The sequence below is a fragment of the Sphingobium sp. C100 genome, assembly GCF_000508185.1.
Lineage (GTDB): Bacteria > Pseudomonadota > Alphaproteobacteria > Sphingomonadales > Sphingomonadaceae > Sphingobium.
The window spans coordinates 1-20,535 of sequence record NZ_AYOY01000202.1 but is presented as its reverse complement, the minus strand read 5'-3'; the positions used below and the strand labels follow the sequence as shown (position 1 = coordinate 20,535).

Here is a 20,535-nt window from a genome sequence, read left to right as displayed (position 1 = left end):
GGCAGGCGCTGGGCCGCCATGGCGAACAGCACCAGCGGCACCGTCGTCACCCCGCCCGCCAGCACCAGCAGCGCGGTCGTCGGCGCATCCTGCCCGAAGCCGACACCGCCATGGCCGGATTCCCAGACCAGATAGGCGATCGCCAGCGGCGTCAGCAGCGCGGTCTCCACCCCCAGTCCGGTCATCGGCGCCACCGGGGTCAATTTGCGCAGCAGCCCGTAAAAGGCGAAGCTGAACGCCAGCGTCAGACTGATCCACAGCGTCGTCACCGCCGATGCGGCCAGGATGGCGACGCCGATCGCGGCCACGCTGATCGCGGCGATCTGCCCGCGCCGCAGCTTTTCCTTGAGCACCAGCACGCCCAGCACGACATTGACCAGGGGATTGAGGAAATAGCCCAGGCTGGCGGCGACGACATGGTCGCTGTTGACCGCCCAGACATAGGTGAGCCAGTTGATCGCGATCATGACCGCCGAGCCGCCCAGCGGGACGGCGAGCCGGGGGTTGCGCAACGTGGCCATGAAAGCGGGCAGGGCGCCGCGCGCCGCCAGGATCGCCAGGATCAGCAGCAGCGACCAGAGCACCCGCTGCGTCACGATCTCGATCGCGTCGACATGGTGCAGCAGGCGGAAGAAGAGCGGCAGCAGGCCCCACAGCGCATAAGCGCCGATCGCGGCCAGCAATCCGCGCCGCATTTCGGCCTCGGTCGCGCTCAGATGATGCCTCCGCCCATGAACAGGCGCAGCGCGCCGAACGCCGCGACGATCAGGCAGAAATATTGCCCGCCCTTTTTCGACGACATCAGGCCGATGAACGCGCCGAACAGGGCCATCGGCACCAATATCCAGTTCAATGCGCCCAGCAGCGGCAACACCGCCGGGATCATGAGGATGAGGGTGACAAGACCGATGAAGCCTGACAGGATGTTGAGCATGGCCGACACATGGCGATGAAGTTGTCCCAGAGCAAGACAAGTGGCCCATGCCAGTCGATCCAAACTGGCATTCGGGTGAAAAATCGGCAGATTCACCAAATATCCTAATGTAAAATTAACTTTCCCTCTTCATCGCTCATTTACAAAGGAGTGAAGAATGGCGCTTATCCGGTCTGTCGGCACGATGTCCCTGCTGTTGGCGCTCGCCGCCTGCGGCAAGGGCGACAAGGAAGCCAATCTCGCCGCGCTCGACGCGCAACTCACCAACAATGCGGCCGACCCGGCGCTGAAGGGCGCGCTGGCCGACCCGATCCTGGTCGATCCCGAGCTTGTGGGCCAATCCAACCGCAACGCGGTGCGCACCGCCGACCGGTCGGCCAATGGCGCGGTGCCGGTGCTGCGCGGCGACGCCGGCAAGGCGCAGGCGCAGGCGACGAAGCTGGCGGGCGGCAAGCTGCTTTCCGCCCCCGCGCCGAGCGAGGGGGACGCCATGGCCTCCACCGTGACGCTGGGCGCGGTCGCGCGCGAGCAGGCGGCGGCGCGCGGCGGCAATGCGGGCTGTGCGAAGAAACTGGCCTATGGCATGGAATGGGCGCAGCGCCTGCCCGAACCCTTCGTCCTGTATCCCGGCGCGCAGTTGACCGAGGCGGCGGGCGCGCAGGCCGACGGCTGCACCCTGCGCGCGGCGAGTTTCGTGACGCCGGTGCCGCGTCAGGGCGTGATGGATTATTATTACACCATCGCCCGCCGCGCCGGATATGATGGCGAACATAAGATCATGGGCGGCGATCATGTGCTGGGCGGCACGCGCGCTTCGGACGGCGCGGCTTATTTCATCCTCTTCACCGACGCGCCCGGCGGCCGGACCAGCGTCGACATCATCGCCGACAAGGGCCGATAGGCGCGGCGGGCGTCGGCAGGGGCTGCGCGGTTGCAGAGGACCGGGAGCGGCCCTGAAAATCCTCTCTGCGCCGCAGGCGTGGGGAGGGGGACCATGCGCAGTCAGCGCAAGGCGCGCGCGCTTATTTCTTCTTGCCGAAATCCACTGTCACGACGTTCGATCCATCCTCGTTCGTCACCTGCGGGGCGTCATTTTCGGCCGCGTCATGCGGCTGCGGCGCTTCGTCGGCCTGGACCTGGAACTGGAGGGCGAAATTGACCGCGGGATCGACGAAGGCGGTGATCGCGCTGAACGGGATGACGAGGTGCGCGGCCACCTGGTTGAAGGTCAGGCTGACCTCGAAATGCGCGTTGCTGACGTTGAGATCCCAGAATTTATTCTGGAGCACGACGGTCATTTCGTCCGGGAAACGCTCCATCAGATGCTTGGGGATGTCGACGCCCGGCGCCTGCGTCTTGAAAGTGATGTAGAAATGATGCGCGCCCGGCAGGCCGCCGGAATGTTCCACTTCGCCCAGCACCCGGCCGACGACTGCGCGCAGTGCCTCCTGCACGATTTCGTCGTAGGGAATCAGGCTGTCGGGCAGGTCATCGCTCATGATGACCATGTCCTAGCGGCGGGAAAGACGCGGTCAACCCCGCGCGGACATTGCATGGGGCGATTGCATGACGGGCGCGAGGCGCTATAGGGCGGCCATGCGCACGGCCGAGATTCACCGCAACACTGCGGAAACGCAGATCGACGTGACCGTCAACCTGGACGGCACCGGGCTTTATACCGTTTCCACCGGGATCGGTTTTCTCGACCATATGATCGAGCAATTGTCGCGCCATTCGCTGATCGACATGACGGTCAGGACGGTCGGCGACCTGCATGTCGACCAGCATCACACGACCGAGGACACGGCGATCGCCATCGGCGAGGCGGTGGCGAAGGCGCTGGGCGACAAGCGCGGCATCAGCCGCTATGGCGGGGTCTATTCACCCATGGATGAAACGCTGACCCGCGTGGCGCTCGACATTTCGGGCCGCCCCTGGCTGGTGTGCAAACTGCCCTTCACGGTGCAGAAGATCGGCGAATGGGACACGGAGATGGTGGAGCATTTCTTCCACAGCTTCGCCCAGGCCGCCGGCATCACGCTGCATATCGAAAATCTCTACGGCAGCAACAACCACCATATCGTCGAAAGCGCGTTCAAGGGGCTGGCCCGCGCGCTGCGCCAGGCGGTGGAGATCGACCCGCGCAAGGCTGACGCGATTCCCTCGACCAAGGGGATGTTGTGAGCGCCATCGCCCTGATCGACTATGGCGCGGGCAATCTCCATTCGGTGCATAACGCCCTGCGCAAGGCGGGCGCGGACGATGTGACCATCACCGCCGACGCTGATGTCGTGGCCAAAGCCGACCGCATCGTCCTGCCGGGCGTGGGCGCCTTTCGCGCCTGCCGCGACGCGCTGGTTGCGATCCCCGGCATGGTCGAAGCGATGGGCGAGGCGGTGAACCGGCGCGGCACGCCGTTCCTGGGCGTGTGCGTGGGGATGCAGTTGCTGGCCGATGCGGGCGAGGAGTTCGGCCGGCATGAGGGGCTGGGCTGGATACCGGGCACGGTGCGGCTGGTCGAACCCGCCGACCCGGCGGCCAAGGTGCCGCATATGGGGTGGAACGACGTCGTGCTGCACGGGACGCCGCCTTTGCTGGAGGCGGGAGAGGCCTATTTCCTGCACAGCTATCATTTCGACGCGGCCGATCCCGCCGATGTCGCCGCGACCACCGACCATGGCGGCCCGCTGGTCGCGGCGGTGGCGCGCGGCACCATCATCGGCTGCCAGTTCCACCCGGAAAAGAGCCAGCGCTACGGCCTTTCCTTCCTGTCCCGCTTTCTGGAGTGGCGTCCTTGAGCCTCATCATCTTTCCCGCCATCGACCTCAAGGGCGGACAGGTCGTCCGCCTGGCGGAGGGCGATATGGACCGCGCCACCGTCTATGGCGACGATCCCGCCGCGCAGGCGATGCTGTTCGCGCAAGCGGGCGCGCGCCACCTGCATGTGGTGGATCTGGACGGCAGCTTTGCCGGCCATGCCGTCAATGCCGAGGCGGTGGAAGCGATCGTCGAAGCCTTCCCCGGCTATGTCCAGCTGGGCGGCGGCATCCGTAACCGGGATGCGGTGGCGCGCTGGTTCGACCTGGGCGTCGCGCGCATCGTCATCGGCACGGCGGCGCTCAAAGACCCCGCTTTCGTCAAGGCGGCGGCGCGCGACTTTCCCGGCGGCATCGTCGTCGCGGTCGATGCGCGCGACGGCTTCGTCGCGACCGACGGCTGGGCGGAAAAATCGGACATGCCGGTGATCGACCTTGCCCGCCGGTTCGAGGATGCGGGCGTCGCCAGCCTGCTCTTCACCGACGTCGGCCGCGACGGGATGCTCAAGGGCTGCAATATCGACGCCACCGTCGACCTCGCCCGCGCCACCGACATGCCGGTGATCGCCAGCGGCGGCGTGGCGGGCATCGCGGACATCCGCATCCTCAGCCTTCATGCCGAGGAGGGGATCGAAGGCGTCATTACCGGCCGCGCGCTCTACGACGGCCGCCTCGACCTCAAAACCGCGCTGGCGGTGGCGCAGGCGGCGGCGTGACCGTCCGCACCCGCGTCATCCCCTGCCTCGACGTCGCCAATGGCCGGGTGGTCAAGGGCGTCAATTTCGTCGACCTCAAGGATGCGGGCGATCCGGTCGAGCAGGCGCGGCTCTATGATGCGGCGGGCGCGGACGAGCTGTGCTTCCTCGACATCACCGCCACGCATGAGGCGCGCGGCACCATCCTGGACGTGGTGCGCCGCACCGCCCAGGTCTGCTTCATGCCCGTGACCGTGGGCGGCGGCGTGCGCAGCGCTGACGATGCGCGCGCGCTGCTGCTCGCGGGCGCGGACAAGGTCGCGGTCAACAGCGCGGCGGTCAGCCGGCCCGAACTGGTCGCCGAGATCGCCGACCGCTTCGGCAGCCAGTGCATCGTCGGATCGGTCGACGCCCGGCGCGTGGGCGACGATGGCGCAGGTGGGGGGCGCTGGGAAATCTTCACCCATGGCGGACGGCAGCCGACCGGCATCGACGCGCTCGAACATGCCCTGCGCCTCGCCGCGCTGGGCGCGGGGGAATTGCTCGTCACCTCGATGGATGGCGACGGGACGAAAAGAGGCTATGATCTGGCGCTCACCCGCGCCATCGCGGACGCCGTTGCCGTGCCGGTGATCGCCAGCGGCGGCGTCGGCACGCTCGATCATCTGGTCGAAGGCGTGATCGAGGGCCATGCCAGCGCGGTGCTGGCCGCCAGCATCTTCCATTTCGGCCAGCACACGATTGCGCAGGCCCATGCGGCGCTGGCGGCGGCGGGCGTGCCGGTGCGCACGCCGGTTGCGGCCTGACAAGCGAGGACAGCCATGCGATCCACCCTGCACAATCTGGAACAGACCATCCGCCAGCGGCGGAGCGCCGATCCCTCGACATCCTATGTCGCGAAACTGACGGGCAAAGGCCGCGCCAAGATCGCGCAGAAAGTCGGCGAGGAAGCGGTCGAGACGGTCATCGCCGCGATGGCGGGCGACCGCGAAGGCGCGGTCGGGGAGAGCGCCGACCTGATCTTTCACCTGATGGTCCTGCTGGCCGACCTCGACGTGCCGCTGGACGCGGTGCTGGACGAACTGGACCGGCGCGAAGGCATGTCGGGCATCGCGGAAAAGGCGGCGCGTCCCGCCGATTGAGCGATCCGGCGCGGAAATAATTTGTTCCTCCTGCGTTATGGTGCCAGCTTTCGCATCACAGCAAAGGGGGATGCATCATGGTTCGTTCCGTCATCGGTGGGCTGCTCGGCGGCCTTGCCATGTTCATCATCGGCTTCATCTTCTGGGGCACGCCGCTCAGCGCGATCGCCTTCAGCCGCGCCGACGACCAGACGGGCGCCAATTTGCAGGCCGCGCTGGCGCAGGGGCTGAGCGCCACCGGCACGGGCGTCTATGTGGTCCCCGATCCCGTGACCGCGCAGGGCACCGTCCTCTATGGTCGCGGCCCGATCGCGCAAATCTTCTATACCGACAGCGGCTTTCCCGTCACCGACGGCGCGGCGCTGATCGGCGGGCTGATCCTGGCGCTGGCGGTGGGTGTGCTGATCGCGCTGGCGCTGCGCTTCGCGCTGTCGGATTTCGGCAGCCGGATGCGAGTGACGATCCTCTTTTCCCTTGCCGCGGTGCTGTGGCTGCATATCGGCCAGCCGGTGTTCAACCATGCGCCCTGGGGCTATTTTCTCTATCTCGCGTTCAGCGATTTCGTCGCTCTGGCGGCCGCTGGCCTGATCGCGGCGAAGATCATGGAGCGCAAGGGAGCGATCGACCCGGCGGCGGCGCGCTGACCCGCCTCAGCCGGGCGCGTCCGTCCAGGCGAGGCCATATCCCTCAAACTCCGCCGCGACCTCGGAATTGAGTTTGAGCGCGGCGGCACGGTCCTCCGCCGCCTTGACCGCGTCGCCTTTGCGCGACCGGGCCAGGGCGCGGCCGTAGAGGGAACTGGCGATGGCGCCTTCCTGCTTCAGAACCTTGTCATAATCGCCGATCGCCTCGTCCAGCCGTCCCAGTTGCAGCAGCACCAGGGCGCGGCTATCGAGATAGGGCGGGAAGTCCACCATGACTTTGAGCGCCGCATCGCAATCGCGCAGGGCGGATTCGAGCGCCCGGCCGGCCGTCGCCTTCTTCCAGCACAGATTATTGAGCAGCACCGGTTCGGACGCCTTGGCGCGCGCATCCGCGAAATCCTTTTCGGCGAGCGCGCCTTCGCCGGCCTTGTCATGCGCCAGCCCGCGTCCGGCCAGCAGGTCGACGCTGTCGGGGAATTTCGCGATCGCCTTGCTATAGCTGTCTGTCGCCGCCTTCACGTCGCCCTGTTCCAGTTCCAGGTCCGCCTTGGCCGCCCATGCTTCCTTCAGATCGGGATCGAGCCGGACCGCCTCGTCGAAATCGGCGCGCCGCGCCGCCACCTCCGACTTGGGCCGGCGCTGTCCGCGGTTGAGGTAGATATAGCCTTCAGGCTTGATCGCGATCGCCCGGTCATAGGCGCCCAGCGCCATGTCCCACTTGCCCAACGACTTGAAGATACTGGCGGCGGCCACATGGGCATAGGCGTCGTTGGCGCGCTTCTGTTCCAGCGTCGCGGCCTCTTTCAGTCCGGCATCATGATCGCCGCGCGCGCGGAAGATGCTCGCCCGCATCATGTAAAGGTCGATCCAGCGCGGATTCAATGCGATTGCCGCCTCCGCATCGGCCAGCGCGGCGTCCATATTGCCCAACGCCCGCTGGGCGATGGCGCGATGGCCGATTGTGAAGCTGTCTTTGTCGCCGACCTCCATGGCTTTGTCATAGCTGGCGACCGCGTCCGCCCATTGGCCCTTGCGCTCCGCCATCAGCCCGCGAGCGCGCAACAGCAGCATATTTTTCGGATCGATCGCCGCCAGCGCGTCAAGGTCCGCCTCGGCCGCCGCATAATCGCCCGTCCAGATCAGGCAGATGGCGCGGTTCGCCAGCGTCCAGCTGTCCTTCGGACTGAGTTCATGCGCCTTGGTGAAGTCGGCGGTCGCGTCGCCGAAACGGCCGCGGTCCATCAGCGCGCGGCCTCGCTCGAAATATCCCTTGGCGTTGTCGGGGGTCTGCGCGACCATCACCTCGACGTCCTTGTCCGTCGGGTGGTAATCATTGGGTTTGCGCAGATAGACCGTCTCGTCCGCCAGCCGCCGCAGCGCCGCTTCGGCCGCCTTGGCCTCGCTCGCGGGGAATTCGGGCGCAACGCTGCGTTCGCTCATTTCGATCAGGAAGACATCGTCCTTGAGCGTGGCCGAGCGCTTATATTCAATGCCGGCGACGGTTTCGTCGACATTGGCGTTGTCCGCGCCACCCTTGCCGGAAAAGCCTGGGGGCAGCAGGATCTTTTCGCTGGAGCGGCCATAATAGGGATAGCTGACGGCGAAGGGCGCGCTCTGGTCCTGGCTCGCCTCGCGCGTGAAGTCGGCCTTGTAGCCGACGCGCATCCCGTCGGTTTCATACCAGCCATCCTTCCAGTCCATCCTGGCGAGGCCTTCCATCGTCAGCTTCTGCTCGCCGCTGTCGGGGTCGAAGCTGGCGCTGGTCTTGGCCGGCTCGACGAAATCATAGCGCCCCTTCCAGTAGCGGCGCAGCGCTTCGTCCCGCGCGGCGCCCGTCAGGTTCGCGAGCGTCGTCCGGGTCGAAATGGCGGCGTCCCCGCGCAACACGGTTTCGACGGTGAAAGGCGCCGGCACGGCCAGGCCCGCGCGCGCATCGATGTTGACTATGGTCGTCGTATCGGGGCTTTCCGACGGCGGCGGCATGATGCGCACCAGCGCGGCGTTCTTGGCCAGCAGCGGCAGACCCCAGCTGAAATAGGGCGTCCGCAGCCGATCCAGGCTGGTATCGCCGGTGCGCGTCCCGTCCAGCCAATAGGTTTTGCCCGCGATCGTCGCGCGCACCAGCACATGGTTGAACAGGCCCACCATGGGGAGCCGCTGGTCGATGCCATCGCCCGATATGGCGTTGACCGCCACCGCGTCGGCCGCGATGCCCAGGCCATGGAGCAACCCCAGCAGCAGCGCGGTCTTGCCCTTGCAATCGCCATAGCGGCGCGACCAGGTAAGGTCGCTGTCGGCCGGCACCAGCCCGCCCGTCCCCATGGCCAGCGCGACATAGCGCACCCGGTCCTGCACCAGCGCCAGCGCGGCTTGCGCCCGCACCGTGGGATCGGTCGAAAGCGCGGCGATCCGGTCCAGTTCCTGCCGCAACGGTCCCGACGCCGGCAGGGTCGATGCCTTGTCATAGAGGGGCGCCAGCAGCGCGCCCATTTCCGCCCATGACGCAAAGTCGCTCAGTTCGACGAAGCGCCCCATCGCATAGCGCGCCGGCGCGCCCTTTGGCGGCATGAGCGGCTCGACCTTGTCGAGCGCATAATCGACCCGCATCGTGTCGCCATCGCGCACCGGCTTGGCGGCGGGCATGTCCTTGCTGGCGCGCAGCCGCACCGGCAGGCTGGCGGGCCATTGCATCTTCAGCCGCGCCCGTCCGATCGGCAGCGCGTTCCAGTCTCCCGCCAGCTGTTCGACATGGCCCTTCATCGTCGGGTCGGAGGAGGAGACGGTCATGGCCAGTTCCAGCACGTCGCCCACCTGCAACCCTTCGGGCTGGATATTGGCGGTCAGCACGCCGTCCAGCGTGGCGCTTTCCAGATTTTGCTCGCGGCGCAGCACGGTGAAGGTCTGGCCCGAACCCAGCACGTCGATCGTCTGATCGCCGCGATGGATGATCAGGCGATGGACGATGAGGTCGTCGGTCTCCGGCCGCCAGGGGAGCGAGATATTGCCGGCCGCCAGGCCCTGCGGTGTGACGATCCGCATCGCCACATCGGCATAGACGATCTGCCGTCCCTTCTCGACCTTCACCTGCTGGTCCGACAACAGCAGTTCGACCGGCGCCTCATTGTCCTTGTCCGGCGCAGGCAGGGCGGGCGGGGGCGCCACCCAGTCGGGCGCGGGCGCGATGACCGGCGCGTCGGCCGCCTGGGCGGTGGCCGAGGCGACAAGGCTGGTGGCTGCTAGCAAAGCGGCAAGATATTGCATGATTCCCCCGTCCGGCCTGCGAAGCGGCCGCATCGTCATCCTGATCCCAAGCTTGCCGCCCCTTTGCAAGGGCTTACTCTGCCTCCTGCGCCAGTCGCACCATGCAGGCGGCGTGGCGGCGGGCGACCAGCATCCGGTCTTCGCCATAGCCGCCGCCCAACGTGCTGGCGACCGGGACGCCATGCGCCTTCGCCTGCCGCATGACATAGCGGTCGCGCGCGTCCAGCCCCGCATCGGTCAGCGCCAGCCGGCCCAGCCGATCCTCGCCATGGGGGTCGATCCCGGCCTGGTAGAGGATGAGGTCGGGCGCGAAGCCGTCGAGCACGCGCGGCACCACATCCTCCAGCACGGCCAGATAGGCCGTGTCGCCGGTGCCGTCCGCCAGCCCGATGTCGAGGCTGGATCGCGCCTTGCGCGCCGGAAAATTCTTTTCCGCATGAACGGACAGGGTGAAGATGTCTGCCCGTCCCGCCATCAGCGCGGCGGTCCCGTCGCCCTGATGCACGTCGAGGTCCAGAATCAGGACGCGGGCGGCGTCGCCCTCCGCAATCAGCCGGTTGGCCGTGATGGCCAGGTCGTTGAACACGCAATAGCCCGCGCCCGTATCGGCCAGCGCATGATGGCTGCCCCCCGCCGCATTGGCGGCATAGCCATGGACCTGCGCCAGCTTCGCCGCCGCCCATGTGCCGCCGGGCGACAGCATCGACCGGCGCGCCACCCGTTCCGTCACGGCAAAGCCGATGCGCCGCGTCTTGTCGGGCGGCACCGCCAGGGTCAGCACCTCTTCGACATAGGCGGGATCATGCACCGCCTCCACCCACGCGCGCGGCATGGGGGCGGGTTCATGCACGATATGGGGCGCGCCGCTTTCCCTCAGCGCCTCCATCACCAGCCCATATTTGTCGAAACGAAATCGGCTGCCGGGTGTTGCTGGGGAGACATAGGCGGGATGGTGAACAACGTGCAGCATGATCTTTTCCCGCTATCGCGATTTGAACCTAGGGTGGTTTGCGCTATCTGGTCCAGCATGAACCGTCCCCATATGATCCGTTTCCCGTTGCTGGCGCTGCTGGGCCTTGGCGCCGTCCCGCTCGCCGCGCAGACGCCGCCGCCCGCCGTCGCCCCGACCTTGCCGGGGTCGGGCATGGTGCAGCCGATCCCCGCGCTGCGCCCGCCCGTGCCCATCCCGCCGCTGTCCCCGGCGCAGGAGGCGTGGGCGAACGACTGGCTGAAGACCGGCGCGGCGCAGGGGCTGATGGCGCGACAGAAGGCGACCGGCCCGCGCACCGGGCCGGCGCTGGTCAATGCCTTGCTCGACCGGGCGCGCGCGCTCAGCACCGGCCGGGTCGACACCGCCGATTTTCTCGACATCTGGGCGCTGCGGCCCGCCGCCTTCGATCCGCGCCCCGGCCTCGCCGGTGCGGTGGCGGAGGATCGTCTGGACCAATGGGCCAAAAACCTGACGCCGCCCTGGGCGGGCTATGAAACGCTGCGCATGGGCCTCGCCCGCTATGAGGCGATTCGCGATCAGGGCGGCTGGCCCGGCCTGACCGCGGCATCGACGCCGGGCGCGGTGCGCACGCGCATCGCGATGGAAGATCCCTCCGTCACCGCCGATGAAAAGCTGGCCGACGTCATCCAGCGCGCGCAGCGCCGCTATGGCCTCAACCCCACCGGCACGCTCGACACGCGCACGCTGGCCGCGCTCAATGTCAGCGTCGACGATCGCATCGCCGCGATCATGGCGAATATGGAGCGGTGGCGCTGGATGCCGCGCACCCTGCCGGTCAACCGGGTGCAGGTGAATATCGCCGCGGCGGTGCTGACCCTGTTCGAAGGCGACCAGCCCGTCACGTCGATGCGCGCTGTCACCGGCAGCCCGACCAACCAGACGCCCATGCTGTCGTCCAGCATCCATTCGATCGTGGTGAATCCGCCGTGGAACGTGCCGATGTCGATCGCGAAGCGCGAGCTTTTCCCCAAGGGGCGGGCGACCCTCATCAAACAGGGCTATAAGATCGTCAAGACGCCCGAGGGCGGCGAGCGCATCGTCCAGCCCGCCGGGCCGAACAGCGCGCTCGGGCGGTTGAAGTTCGATTTCAACAATCCCTTCGCCGTCTATCTGCACGACACGCCCGCGCGCGGGAAATTCGCCAGCTATGACCGGCTGGCCAGCCATGGCTGCATCCGCCTGGAAAAGCCGGTGGCGCTGGCCGAGCAGATGGTCGCGGGCGACCCCGATCTCAACGGCCAGATCCAGACCCTGATCGACGAGGGCAAGACCCAGCGCGTCTCGCTGCCGCAGGATGTCGCCGTCTATCTGCTCTACTGGACCGCTTTCGCCAATAATGACGCGGTGGTCAGCTTCCGCAGCGATCCCTATGGCTGGGACAAGCTGTTGGCGCAGAAGATCGAGGCGTCGAGCAGCCGTGCCGATCCGACCGCCGCTCCCACCAACATCGCATCGAAGGATTAAGACCCCATGCGCCAATACGCCTTGATCGCCCTTGCCGGCGCCCTCGTCCTCTCTGCCTGCGGCAAGAAGGAAGAGGATGCGCCGGCCGCGACCAATAATCTGGTCGAGCCGCCGGTCGAGAATATCATCGTCGAAGAACCCGAAGCGCCGATGCCCGAGCCGCAGAATGCGGTCGAACCGACTCCGGTCGCGCCACCGCCATCGGTGTCGGAACAGCAGCAGATTTTGGATGACGCCGAAGCAAGCGGCATGACCGTCCGTCTGCCACGCGGCGACGAAGAGAGCCAGCCTGCGGACGAAACGAGCACGACAGGCGAATGAAGCCGCACGCCCCGGTCTTCAACCGGGGCGATTGCTTTGCTATATTGCCGCCATGGATCGCCGCAATTTCACGAAGTTCGCTTTAAGCGGACTCGCCTTTTCGTTTCTGACCGACAGCATGGGTCGCGCCGCGCTGCCGACCCAGCCTCAACCCGCGACGCCGGTTCCGGTTCCCCCGGCGCCCGCCCCGGCCCCGCCGCAGCCGAAATATGCCGCGCTGCTGGATCGGGCCAAGGCCGCGCTGGATCATCATGCCGACGCCTTCACCCTGCGCGACCGGGTGGCGCTCGTCGATTTCGATGCGCCGTCAAAGGATCTGCGGATGCATGTCGTCGATCTGGTCGGCGGGCAGGCGAACAGCTATCTCGTTTCGCACGGGCGCGGGTCGGACCCGGCCCATTCCGGCTGGCTGCACAGTTTTTCCAACGAGTTCAACTCGCTCGCCAGCTGCCGGGGCGCGTTTCGCACGGAAGCGGAATATGTCGGCCAGCATGGCCGTTCGATGCGGCTGACCGGGCTGGACCCGCAGAACGACAATGCCGAGGCGCGCGCCATCGTCATTCATGGCGCCGACTATGTGAGCGAGGATCATGTCGCCACCTGGGGCAAATGCGGTCGCAGCGAAGGCTGTTTCGCGGTCGCCCCGCATATCGTGCCGCAACTGCTGGGCTTGCTGGGGCAGGGACGGATGCTGTTCGCGGGCAAGATCGGCAGCGCCTGACCGATCAGGGCCTGAACCGATCGGAAATGGCCGGGTCGGAACTGTCTGGCATCCGTCATACACCGCTGTTATTCTCCGGCCATGACTGGGGGAATCGAAGCAGCGGGTGACGCGGTCACCGGGGCGATGCTGGCGCGGGCGGTGGAGCCGGCCCATGGCGAAGCGCATGAAGAGGGCCATGGCGCCTGCCTCAATTGCGGCGCGGCGCTGGATGGCAATTATTGCGCCCAATGCGGACAGGCGGCGCATCTGCACCGCAGCTTCGCCGCCATCGGCCATGACCTGCTCCATGGCGTGCTGCATCTGGAGGGCAAGATCTTCACGACCCTGCCCGAACTGGCGCTGCGCCCCGGCAAGCTGACGCGCCGCTATATTCATGGCGAACGGGCCAAGTTCGTCTCGCCCTTCGCCCTGTTCCTGTTCAGCGCCTTCCTGATGTATGCGATATTTTCGCTGACCAGCCATCATGGCCCGGAAGGGGCGGACAAGGGCGTGAAGATGAACGCTGAAGCCCAGGCCGAACTGCGCGAGGAGCAGGACAAGGCCGACGCCCGCATCCGCAAGGTCGAGGCTGATCTGGCCGAACCGGGCATTTCGCCCGGCCGCCGCGAAGCGCTCACCGAAAAGCTGGCGGAGGCGCGCGACGAGCGCCAGGGGCTGACCATGGCCAGCAACCTCGCCGATTCGCTGATGGGCGAAGGGGTGAATGGCGGCGTCGCCAAGACGGTGGGCAAGGCAGTGAGCGCGGCGGCGGAAAACCCCGAATTCGCTTATTACAAGCTCAAGGCCAACGCCTATAAATTCTCCTGGGCGCTGATCCTCATCTCGCTGCCGTTCATGTGGCTGCTCTTCCCCTTCAGCCGCCGCTACAAAATATATGACCATGCGATCTACGTCACTTATTCGATCGCCTTCATGTCGCTGCTGTTCTCGCTGTCGATGGTGCTGACCGCGGTGCATGTGACCAGCGGGCTGGTCACGCTGGGGCTGATGCTGTTCGCCGTCTGGCATATGTATCGCCAGTTCAAGGATGCCTATATCCTCTCGCGCGCGGGCACGGTGTTGCGGCTGCCGTTGCTCTATGGCTTTGCCTGCGTGTCGCTGTCGCTCTTCTTCACCATGATCGCCATGATGGGATGACGGGGCGCGTCCGCCCTGTATGAGGGCGGGCATGATCAGTTCCCCCATCTGGTTGCCCGCCACGCTGGTGGCGGGCGCGGTGCAGGCCTGGCGCACGGCGGTGCAGCGGCGCGTGAGCCACAGCCTGTCGCTGAACGGCGCCGGCCTTGTCCGCTATCTCTACGGCCTGCCCTTCACGCTGGCGCTGCTGGGCGGCTATCGCTTGCTCGTTCCCGCGCCGCTGCCCGCCATCGACCTGTCGTTCGCGCTATTCTGCGCGGCGGGCGGGCTGGCGCAGATCATCGCGACCAATTTGCTCATCAGCGCGTTCCGGTATCGCAACTTCGTGGTCGGCACCGCCTATTCCAAGACGGAGGCGGTGCAGGGCGCCATCCTGTCCTTCCTGTTGCTGGGCGAAAGCCTGTCGCCACTCAGCTGGGCGGGGATCGGCTGCGGCGTCGCGGGCGTGATGCTGCTGTCGACTGGCGGGCGGAAAATGGGACCGGTCGATTTCCTGCGCGCGCTGGGCCAGCCGGCGGCGATCGCGGGCATGGCGTCGGGTTTCTTCTTCGCCCTTACCGCCATCGGCATCCGCCGCGCGACGCAGGCGGTGGCGACGGACGATCCGGTGCTGGCCGCGCTGATCGTGCTCGCCGCCACGGTGCCGATGCAGACGTTGATGCAGGGCGGCTGGCTGCTCTGGCGCGAGCCGGCGGAAATGCGCCGCGTGTTCACAAGCTGGCGGGTGTCGGGACAGGTCGGGCTGCTATCGGCGCTGGGATCGGCCTGCTGGTTCACCGGCTTTGCCACCGCGCCGGTCGCCTTGGTGCGGATCGTCGGCCAGATCGAGGTCGCCTTCACCATGGCCTTGGGTCATTTCTACCTGAAGGAAGCGATGCGGCGCAGCGAGGGCGTGGGCCTGATGCTGGTGGTGGCGGGCGTCATCCTGGCGCTGGCCGGCGCGCTGTGAAAGGAAGCGTGCCGACGCTAACGCTTAATTTACCACGGCGCGATAGCGCTATATGGTGATGAGGGACACGCAATCCGACAATGTCGCGCGCGCCGTGATGAAGGTGGCCAAATTATCCGGCGACCTGGGCATTCGCACGCTCGATCTTCAGGCCGACATCGGCGAACTCGCCACGCGCGTGACGCAGCAGGCGCGCACGATCGAAGCGATCAGCGGCGCGGCGGCGCAATTGTCGCAGGATGGCGAACGTGTGTCGCTGGTGGGGCAGGATGCGCGGGAAAAAGCCGTCGCCGCGCGCGCCATCATCGATGATTCGGGACGCCAGCTTTCGACCGCCAATAGCAATTTCGTCGATCTGATCGAACAGGTGAGCCGTATCCACGCGCGGCTCGACGGCTTTGGCGAGGCGCTCAAGACAGTCGCCCATGTCACCAGCGTCATCAGCGGCATCGCCAGCCAGACCAATTTGCTGGCGCTCAACGCCACGATCGAGGCGGCGCGCGCCGGCGACGCCGGGCGCGGCTTTGCCGTGGTCGCGGCGGAGGTCAAGAAGCTGGCGCAGGAAACGGGTGCGGCGACCCAGACCATCGAACAATCGATCGCGGCGCTGACCGGCGAAGCGGGCGGGATGCTCGACAGCATCACCCGCGGCGCCCAGACCGCGCGCACCGCCCAATCGGACACGCGCAACATCGAAGCGCTGGTGGAACGGCTCGCCGCGCTGATGCTGGACCTGTCGAGCAACAGCGAGACGGTGGCGCACCGCATCGCATCGATGGTGGGGTCGGCGGGCGAGATTCGCACCGGCCTGGCCGCGCTGGCCAGCACGTCGAACGACAATGCCGGCGGGCTTCAGCGCCTGTCGGGGCGCATCACCAGCGCCAGCGAAGACACGAATCTGCTGCTGCAATATCTCGCCGAAAGCGGCGTCGATATTCCCGATTCGCCCTATATCCGCTTCAGCCTGGAATCGGCCGAGGCCGTGTCCCAGGCGATCGAGCGCGCGATCGTCGAGGGGCGGATCAGCGAAGCCGAGCTGTTCAGCGAGATTTACGCACCCATTCCCGGCACCGACCCGGCGCAATTCACCCATCCGGTTCAGCCGGTCATGCTGGCCGCCGCGCGGGCGCGGCAGGACATGGCGCGCGGCTATCGCGGCATGTTCGGCATGACCTTCACCGACCGCAACGCCTTTGGCGCGATCGCGATGCCGGAACGCGCCCACCCGCAGCGGCCCGGTGACCCTGTCTGGAATGCCGAACATGCACGGCAGGGATTGATGTTCGATTTCCCCGACACGCGGGAACAATGCCGGATCACGCAGCCCTTCTGCATCAAGGCCTATCGCCGTCCGACCGCCGAAGGTCAGGTCGTGCTGCTGAAACAGGTGATCGCATCGATCCATGTGCGTGGCCGCCACTGGGGCATCCTGCAACTGGCCTATCAGGACCAGGGCTGACCGTCAGCCCAGCCCGTCCGGCCGGTCCGGGCGTGGCGCCGATCGACGCGCACCCGGACCGGGGTTCGGTTCAACCCGCGCTGGCGCCTGTCATGACCGCGATCGACGGCTTGTTGGTCGCGTCGATCGTGCCATCGGCCATCATCGCCTTGCCCAGGGTGATCGCCTCGTCGCGCAGCCCTTCCTCCATCGATGTCTGGCTGGCGCCGATCAGCGCGGACAGCAGGATATTCTTGCTGACCGCATCCGCCGGTTGCGCCGCGGTCGACTTGCGCGCCAGCGTCAGCGCTTCCTGATAATAGGGGTCGGCGCCGTCCGTATCCTGCGCGCTCAGCTTCTGGTTGCCCATCTGGATCAGGATGCCGGCCAGGATGTTGCGGCGGGCGGTGTCGGCGGGCTTGGCCTCCACCACCTGGCGCCAATAGGGCAGCGCCTGCTCGTACAGCGCGATCACCTTGTCCATCTGGCCCATCGCGCCATAAGCGGCGGCGTCGGCGTAAAGCGCATTGGCCAGGAAGTTCACATTGTCGATCTTGCCGGGGTCGGCTTCGACCGCGGTGCGGATCGCGGGGATGGCGGCGTCATATTTGGCGGCCGCGGCGGCATTGTCGCCGGCCTGCTGTGCGCTTTGGCCGGCGGTGAAGTCGGTCACGGCCTGGTTGAACGCGGCGATCTCTTCGGGCGTCATTTCCCGTGCGGCAGGGGTGGTTGCTTCGGCAGCGGGCGCGGCAGCGGCGTCCGGGGCCGACATGGCGTCGTCTGTCGCGGGGGCGGCCTCGGCCGGGGCGCTCTGCGCGGCGGGAGCTTGCTGCGCCAGCGCCGGCGCGGCCAGCGCCAGCGGCGCGGTGAACATCAGGTAGGCAAGCATTTTATGTCGGGCCAATGTCAGGTCTCCTTCAGAATGGACATCGATGAAATCGATCCAGCGCGGATTTCGCGCATCTCAACTCCTTCAATGAACGAAGCAATAGCCCGGTTCCGACTCTTTTAAATTCGATTCATCGCGCAAAAGGCTCCGGCCATGGAAAATTCGCGCCGGCGCAGCGCGTTGCGGGCCGCCGCCTCCGCATCTTCGCCCCATTGTTCGCTTTGCCAGGCTTCATCGATGTCCGCCGCCTGCCACACCGCCGCCGCATCCTGACCCCCCACCACGATCGCCAGGCCGCACACCAGCGATCCGCTCAGCGTCACCAACGTGGACAGTCCTGTAAGGGCGAAAGGATCGAGCGCCAGCACCGCCGCGCTCAGCCGGGCGATGCTGTCGGCGGGCTGATCGACCGGGATGATCCCGCGCGTCAGGGTGAAGGTCACGTCATAACGCTGCCGCGCCCAGTCGAGCAGCGGATCCCATGCCGCCGCCTGCCGCAGCGCCAGCGTTTCCGGCGCGTCGGCGCGATAACAGAGCAGGTCGCTCTGCGCATAGCGGGCGATGCCGTCGGCAAAGGCGGAAGGATCGGGCGCGACATGGTCGATCGCCGCGTTGGCGAGACCGGTGAAGGGCATCGCCGCCGGGTCGATCATGTCGCCCTGCGCGCGCCATTCCGCCGCCACCGCCTCCGCCAGCGCCGGGGTCGGCAACAGCAGGGGCGCCCGCGCGGGGGTGCGCACCGGCCGCCCGTCGAGCGCGATGCCAACGCCGGAGGCTTCGGGCAGGACGGTCACGTCCGTATAGAAACGCTTCATTGCGGCGGCCGCTTGCGGAACAGCGCCAGCAACAGGCGCGGCACCAGGATGAACTGGAACAGGCCGGTGACGACCATGATCGCGCCGAACGCCTTGGCCTTGTCCCCCTGCACCCAGGAAAAACGCTGCATGATCGCTACAAAGCCGAACATGACGAGGAACGCGCCCGACAGGCGGAACAGGCCGATGGCGAAATGGCGCTGGCGCGCGACCTTGTCGGGATCGACGGGCGGCGGGGGGGGAGGAAGATCGGTCATGGCGCGTCGATATGGCGGCGCAATTGTGCGCTGTCCATCGCCACGCCATGGGCGCCCGCCGCGACCAGTTCATGGGGCGGGTGATAGCCCCAGCCGACGCCGATCGTTCGCGCGCCCGCCGCCAGCCCCATGTCGATGTCGAAACTCGTGTCGCCGATCATCACCGTGGTTTCGGGCGCCGCGCCCGCTTCGGCCATGGCGGTCAGCAGCATGGACGGGTGCGGTTTGGACGGATGGCGGTCGGCGGTCTGCAAGGTCACGAAACGGTCGATGATGCCATGATGGGTGAGGCAAAAGTTCAGGCCCCGGTCCGACTTGCCCGTCGCCACGCCCAACAGCCATCCCGCCGCGTCCAGGTCCATCACCAGTTCGGCAATGCCGGGATAAAGCGGTTCCGACACCGCATTTTCGCGCCGCAGCGTCTGGAAGGCGAATTTGTAGCGTTCGGCGAGATGATCGTGAAAATCGCTTTCCGTATCGGGCAGCAGCCGGGCCATGGCGATCGGCAGCGACAGGCCGACGACCGCCAATATGGCCAGGCGGCCCGGCGGCGTCAGCTTCGCCTCCTCGAACGCACGCGTCATGGCGGTGCAGATATTATGCTGGCTGTCGACCAGCGTCCCATCGCAATCGAACACGACCAGGCGGTTGCTCATGCCGCCCCCTCCTTCAGCGCGATCCGCGCGAGCGGCGCTCGCCCTTGCGGCCCTTGCGGATCTGCTTGGCGTGCTGGCGGGCGAATTTCTTCTCATCCTCGCGGGTCGGCGTCCGGTCGATCTCGTCATCCAGCGGCATGTCGCCCAGGCTGAGGTCGAAGCCGAGTTCGGTCAGGCTGGCGGCGAAATGCGTCGGCAATTCGGCCGTCACGTCGACGCGCCCGCCATCGGGATGGTCGACCCGGATGCGCCGGGCATGAAGGTGCATCTTGCGGCTGATCGTGCCGCTCAGAAACGAGTCCTTGCCGCCATATTTGCCGTCCCCCACGATCGGATGGCCGATCGCCGCCATATGGACGCGCAACTGATGGGTGCGGCCGGTATAGGGTTGCAGCTCGACCCAGGCGGCGCGATTGCCCGCGCGTTCGATCACGCGATAGCGCGAGCGGGCGGGCAGCCCCTCTTCCTCATCCACATGCATCTTCTCGCCGCCGGTGCCCGGCTGCTTGGCGAGCGGCAATTCGATCATGCCGTCGTTGATCGACGGCACGCCGATCACCAGCGCCCAATAGACTTTGCGTGCGGTGCGGCTGGAAAAGGATTTGGCGAACGATGCGGCGGAGCGGCTGGTGCGGGCGAGCAGCAGCGCGCCCGACGTGTCCTTGTCCAGCCGGTGGACCAGCTTGGGCCGCGTTTCCGCGTCGAACAACAGGCCGTCGAGCAGCTTGTCGACATGCTCGTCGGTCTTGGTCCCGCCCTGGGTGGCGAGGCCGGGCGGCTTGTTGATGACGATGGCCTGCGCGTCGCGGTGGATCACCATCTCCTGCGCGAAGGCGATTTCCTCGGGCGTCAGGTCGATCACCCGCACGCGCTTGGGCTTGTCGGCGACTTCGGGCTTCGGCTCGGCGGGGGGGACGCGGATCATCTGTCCTTCGACGACGCGGTCGCCCGGCGCGGCGCGCGCGCCGTCGACACGCAACTGCCCGGTGCGCGACCAGCGCGACACGATATTGAAGCCGACATCGGGCAGATGACGCTGGAACCAGCGGTCGAGGCGGATGCCGTCATCGTCGGCCTGGACCCGGAACTGGCGCACGTCGAGCGACACGCCCTTGGCCGGACTGGGCTTGGCCGGACTGGCTTTTGCGGCACTGGCCTTGGCGGGTGCGGGCTTGGGTGCGGGCTTGGGTGCGGTCCGGGGCGCGGCGGGCTTTGCCGCCGCTGATTTGGCCGCAGCCGGTGCGCCGGGCTTGAAGCCGGGCTTGTCGCCCCGGCGCGCGCCCGCCGCCTTGGCGGGGCCAGCCGCGCGGCTCGATCCGCCGGCAGGCTTGCGATCCGACGATCGCCCGCTTGCCGGCCGACCGCCTGCCGGCCCTCCCGC

The 20,535-nt window shown here is 67.1% G+C and carries 23 protein-coding genes; 13 read left to right on the top strand and 10 right to left on the bottom strand.

Features of this window, described 5'->3' with window-relative positions:
* The coding region (rarD, locus tag C100_RS45695) for an EamA family transporter RarD (protein ID WP_024021885.1) at nucleotides 1-695 on the bottom strand (695 nt) is incomplete at its 3' end.
* Nucleotides 696-712: 17 nt separating this feature from the next.
* Nucleotides 713-934 carry a hypothetical protein gene (locus C100_RS45690; protein WP_024021884.1) on the bottom strand — a complete coding sequence of 74 codons (222 nt, stop codon included), beginning with the start codon at nucleotides 932-934 and terminating at the stop codon, nucleotides 713-715.
* A gap of 157 nt (nucleotides 935-1,091) precedes the next feature.
* Between C100_RS45690 and C100_RS45685 the strand changes: the two genes are divergently transcribed.
* Complete coding sequence (locus C100_RS45685; protein ID WP_024021883.1) at nucleotides 1,092-1,835, top strand: hypothetical protein; 744 nt, start codon at nucleotides 1,092-1,094, stop codon at nucleotides 1,833-1,835.
* A gap of 121 nt (nucleotides 1,836-1,956) precedes the next feature.
* Here C100_RS45685 and C100_RS45680 read toward each other — a convergent pair whose 3' ends face one another.
* Nucleotides 1,957-2,433: an SspB family protein gene (locus C100_RS45680; RefSeq protein WP_031310292.1), complete on the bottom strand. Its 477-nt coding sequence runs from the start codon at nucleotides 2,431-2,433 to the stop codon at nucleotides 1,957-1,959.
* Between the two features lie 97 nt (nucleotides 2,434-2,530).
* Between C100_RS45680 and hisB the strand changes: the two genes are divergently transcribed.
* The 6 genes from hisB (at nucleotide 2,531) to C100_RS45650 (ending at nucleotide 6,231) form a co-directional block, all read left to right on the top strand.
* Nucleotides 2,531-3,118: an imidazoleglycerol-phosphate dehydratase HisB gene (gene hisB, locus C100_RS45675; protein ID WP_031310291.1), complete on the top strand. Its 588-nt coding sequence runs from the start codon at nucleotides 2,531-2,533 to the stop codon at nucleotides 3,116-3,118.
* Nucleotides 3,115-3,732, top strand: a complete 618-nt coding sequence (hisH, locus tag C100_RS45670) for an imidazole glycerol phosphate synthase subunit HisH (protein WP_024021880.1) — start codon at nucleotides 3,115-3,117, stop codon at nucleotides 3,730-3,732. The genes hisB and hisH overlap by 4 nt, the downstream gene beginning before the upstream one ends.
* Nucleotides 3,729-4,466, top strand: a complete 738-nt coding sequence (hisA, locus tag C100_RS45665) for a 1-(5-phosphoribosyl)-5-[(5-phosphoribosylamino)methylideneamino]imidazole-4-carboxamide isomerase (protein WP_024021879.1) — start codon at nucleotides 3,729-3,731, stop codon at nucleotides 4,464-4,466. Before hisH ends, hisA begins: the two co-directional genes overlap by 4 nt.
* Entirely contained in the window at nucleotides 4,463-5,251 is a 789-nt protein-coding gene (gene hisF, locus C100_RS45660; protein ID WP_024021878.1) for an imidazole glycerol phosphate synthase subunit HisF, read from the top strand. The genes hisA and hisF overlap by 4 nt, the downstream gene beginning before the upstream one ends.
* Nucleotides 5,252-5,266: 15 nt before the next feature.
* Nucleotides 5,267-5,587, top strand: coding sequence for a phosphoribosyl-ATP diphosphatase (locus C100_RS45655; RefSeq protein WP_024021877.1), 321 nt, complete (start codon nucleotides 5,267-5,269; stop codon nucleotides 5,585-5,587).
* A 77-nt stretch (nucleotides 5,588-5,664) separates the two neighbouring features.
* Nucleotides 5,665-6,231 carry a hypothetical protein gene (locus tag C100_RS45650; RefSeq protein WP_024021876.1) on the top strand — a complete coding sequence of 189 codons (567 nt, stop codon included), beginning with the start codon at nucleotides 5,665-5,667 and terminating at the stop codon, nucleotides 6,229-6,231.
* Between the two features lie 6 nt (nucleotides 6,232-6,237).
* Here C100_RS45650 and C100_RS0125465 read toward each other — a convergent pair whose 3' ends face one another.
* On the bottom strand, nucleotides 6,238-9,492 hold the full coding sequence (locus C100_RS0125465) for a tetratricopeptide repeat protein (protein ID WP_161633939.1): 3,255 nt from the start codon (nucleotides 9,490-9,492) through the stop codon (nucleotides 6,238-6,240).
* 73 nt (nucleotides 9,493-9,565) lie between these two features.
* Nucleotides 9,566-10,462, bottom strand: coding sequence for a histone deacetylase family protein (locus tag C100_RS45645; protein WP_024021874.1), 897 nt, complete (start codon nucleotides 10,460-10,462; stop codon nucleotides 9,566-9,568).
* Nucleotides 10,463-10,519: 57 nt separating this feature from the next.
* Between C100_RS45645 and C100_RS45640 the strand changes: the two genes are divergently transcribed.
* From C100_RS45640 to C100_RS45615, 6 genes are all read left to right on the top strand, one after another.
* Nucleotides 10,520-11,968, top strand: coding sequence for a L,D-transpeptidase family protein (locus tag C100_RS45640; RefSeq protein ID WP_024021873.1), 1,449 nt, complete (start codon nucleotides 10,520-10,522; stop codon nucleotides 11,966-11,968).
* 6 nt (nucleotides 11,969-11,974) lie between these two features.
* Nucleotides 11,975-12,289 carry a hypothetical protein gene (locus C100_RS45635; RefSeq protein ID WP_024021872.1) on the top strand — a complete coding sequence of 105 codons (315 nt, stop codon included), beginning with the start codon at nucleotides 11,975-11,977 and terminating at the stop codon, nucleotides 12,287-12,289.
* A 52-nt stretch (nucleotides 12,290-12,341) separates the two neighbouring features.
* Entirely contained in the window at nucleotides 12,342-13,010 is a 669-nt protein-coding gene (locus C100_RS45630; RefSeq protein ID WP_024021871.1) for a murein L,D-transpeptidase catalytic domain family protein, read from the top strand.
* Between the two features lie 81 nt (nucleotides 13,011-13,091).
* Nucleotides 13,092-14,150: a DUF3667 domain-containing protein gene (locus C100_RS45625; protein WP_024021870.1), complete on the top strand. Its 1,059-nt coding sequence runs from the start codon at nucleotides 13,092-13,094 to the stop codon at nucleotides 14,148-14,150.
* Between the two features lie 31 nt (nucleotides 14,151-14,181).
* Nucleotides 14,182-15,099, top strand: coding sequence for a DMT family transporter (locus tag C100_RS45620; RefSeq protein ID WP_031310288.1), 918 nt, complete (start codon nucleotides 14,182-14,184; stop codon nucleotides 15,097-15,099).
* Nucleotides 15,100-15,196: 97 nt separating this feature from the next.
* Entirely contained in the window at nucleotides 15,197-16,558 is a 1,362-nt protein-coding gene (locus tag C100_RS45615) for a methyl-accepting chemotaxis protein (RefSeq protein ID WP_031310287.1), read from the top strand.
* A gap of 70 nt (nucleotides 16,559-16,628) precedes the next feature.
* Here the strand turns inward: C100_RS45615 and C100_RS0125460 are convergent, their stop codons facing one another.
* The 5 genes from C100_RS0125460 to C100_RS45595 all read right to left on the bottom strand — a co-directional run.
* Nucleotides 16,629-17,441 (bottom strand): hypothetical protein, encoded by an 813-nt coding sequence (locus C100_RS0125460; RefSeq protein WP_442800335.1) that lies wholly within the window; start codon nucleotides 17,439-17,441, stop codon nucleotides 16,629-16,631.
* A gap of 104 nt (nucleotides 17,442-17,545) precedes the next feature.
* Nucleotides 17,546-18,241 (bottom strand): ATP12 family chaperone protein, encoded by a 696-nt coding sequence (locus tag C100_RS45610; RefSeq protein ID WP_024021867.1) that lies wholly within the window; start codon nucleotides 18,239-18,241, stop codon nucleotides 17,546-17,548.
* On the bottom strand, nucleotides 18,238-18,498 hold the full coding sequence (locus tag C100_RS45605) for a hypothetical protein (protein WP_024021866.1): 261 nt from the start codon (nucleotides 18,496-18,498) through the stop codon (nucleotides 18,238-18,240). Before C100_RS45605 ends, C100_RS45610 begins: the two co-directional genes overlap by 4 nt.
* A complete protein-coding gene (locus C100_RS45600; RefSeq protein WP_024021865.1) occupies nucleotides 18,495-19,154 on the bottom strand; it encodes an HAD-IA family hydrolase in 660 nt (219 codons plus the stop codon). The genes C100_RS45605 and C100_RS45600 overlap by 4 nt, the downstream gene beginning before the upstream one ends.
* Before the next feature lie 13 nt (nucleotides 19,155-19,167).
* Nucleotides 19,168-20,535 (bottom strand): RluA family pseudouridine synthase (locus C100_RS45595; RefSeq protein ID WP_024021864.1); only part of this gene is annotated, 1,368 nt, incomplete at its 5' end.

What these genes read in the sequence shown, in the direction of transcription:
- C100_RS45690 (WP_024021884.1), bottom strand. Translation starts at nt 934, where the DNA reads ATGCTCAACATCCTGTCAGGCTTCATCGGTCTTGTCACCCTCATCCTC.
- C100_RS45685 (WP_024021883.1), top strand. Translation starts at nt 1,092, where the DNA reads ATGGCGCTTATCCGGTCTGTCGGCACGATGTCCCTGCTGTTGGCGCTC.
- C100_RS45680 (WP_031310292.1), bottom strand. Translation starts at nt 2,433, where the DNA reads ATGAGCGATGACCTGCCCGACAGCCTGATTCCCTACGACGAAATCGTG.
- hisB (WP_031310291.1), top strand. Translation starts at nt 2,531, where the DNA reads ATGCGCACGGCCGAGATTCACCGCAACACTGCGGAAACGCAGATCGAC.
- C100_RS45655 (WP_024021877.1), top strand. Translation starts at nt 5,267, where the DNA reads ATGCGATCCACCCTGCACAATCTGGAACAGACCATCCGCCAGCGGCGG.
- C100_RS45650 (WP_024021876.1), top strand. Translation starts at nt 5,665, where the DNA reads ATGGTTCGTTCCGTCATCGGTGGGCTGCTCGGCGGCCTTGCCATGTTC.
- C100_RS0125465 (WP_161633939.1), bottom strand. Translation starts at nt 9,492, where the DNA reads ATGCAATATCTTGCCGCTTTGCTAGCAGCCACCAGCCTTGTCGCCTCG.
- C100_RS45645 (WP_024021874.1), bottom strand. Translation starts at nt 10,462, where the DNA reads ATGCTGCACGTTGTTCACCATCCCGCCTATGTCTCCCCAGCAACACCC.
- C100_RS45640 (WP_024021873.1), top strand. Translation starts at nt 10,520, where the DNA reads ATGAACCGTCCCCATATGATCCGTTTCCCGTTGCTGGCGCTGCTGGGC.
- C100_RS45635 (WP_024021872.1), top strand. Translation starts at nt 11,975, where the DNA reads ATGCGCCAATACGCCTTGATCGCCCTTGCCGGCGCCCTCGTCCTCTCT.
- C100_RS45630 (WP_024021871.1), top strand. Translation starts at nt 12,342, where the DNA reads ATGGATCGCCGCAATTTCACGAAGTTCGCTTTAAGCGGACTCGCCTTT.
- C100_RS45625 (WP_024021870.1), top strand. Translation starts at nt 13,092, where the DNA reads ATGACTGGGGGAATCGAAGCAGCGGGTGACGCGGTCACCGGGGCGATG.
- C100_RS45620 (WP_031310288.1), top strand. Translation starts at nt 14,182, where the DNA reads ATGATCAGTTCCCCCATCTGGTTGCCCGCCACGCTGGTGGCGGGCGCG.
- C100_RS45615 (WP_031310287.1), top strand. Translation starts at nt 15,197, where the DNA reads ATGAAGGTGGCCAAATTATCCGGCGACCTGGGCATTCGCACGCTCGAT.
- C100_RS45610 (WP_024021867.1), bottom strand. Translation starts at nt 18,241, where the DNA reads ATGAAGCGTTTCTATACGGACGTGACCGTCCTGCCCGAAGCCTCCGGC.
- C100_RS45605 (WP_024021866.1), bottom strand. Translation starts at nt 18,498, where the DNA reads ATGACCGATCTTCCTCCCCCCCCGCCGCCCGTCGATCCCGACAAGGTC.
- C100_RS45600 (WP_024021865.1), bottom strand. Translation starts at nt 19,154, where the DNA reads ATGAGCAACCGCCTGGTCGTGTTCGATTGCGATGGGACGCTGGTCGAC.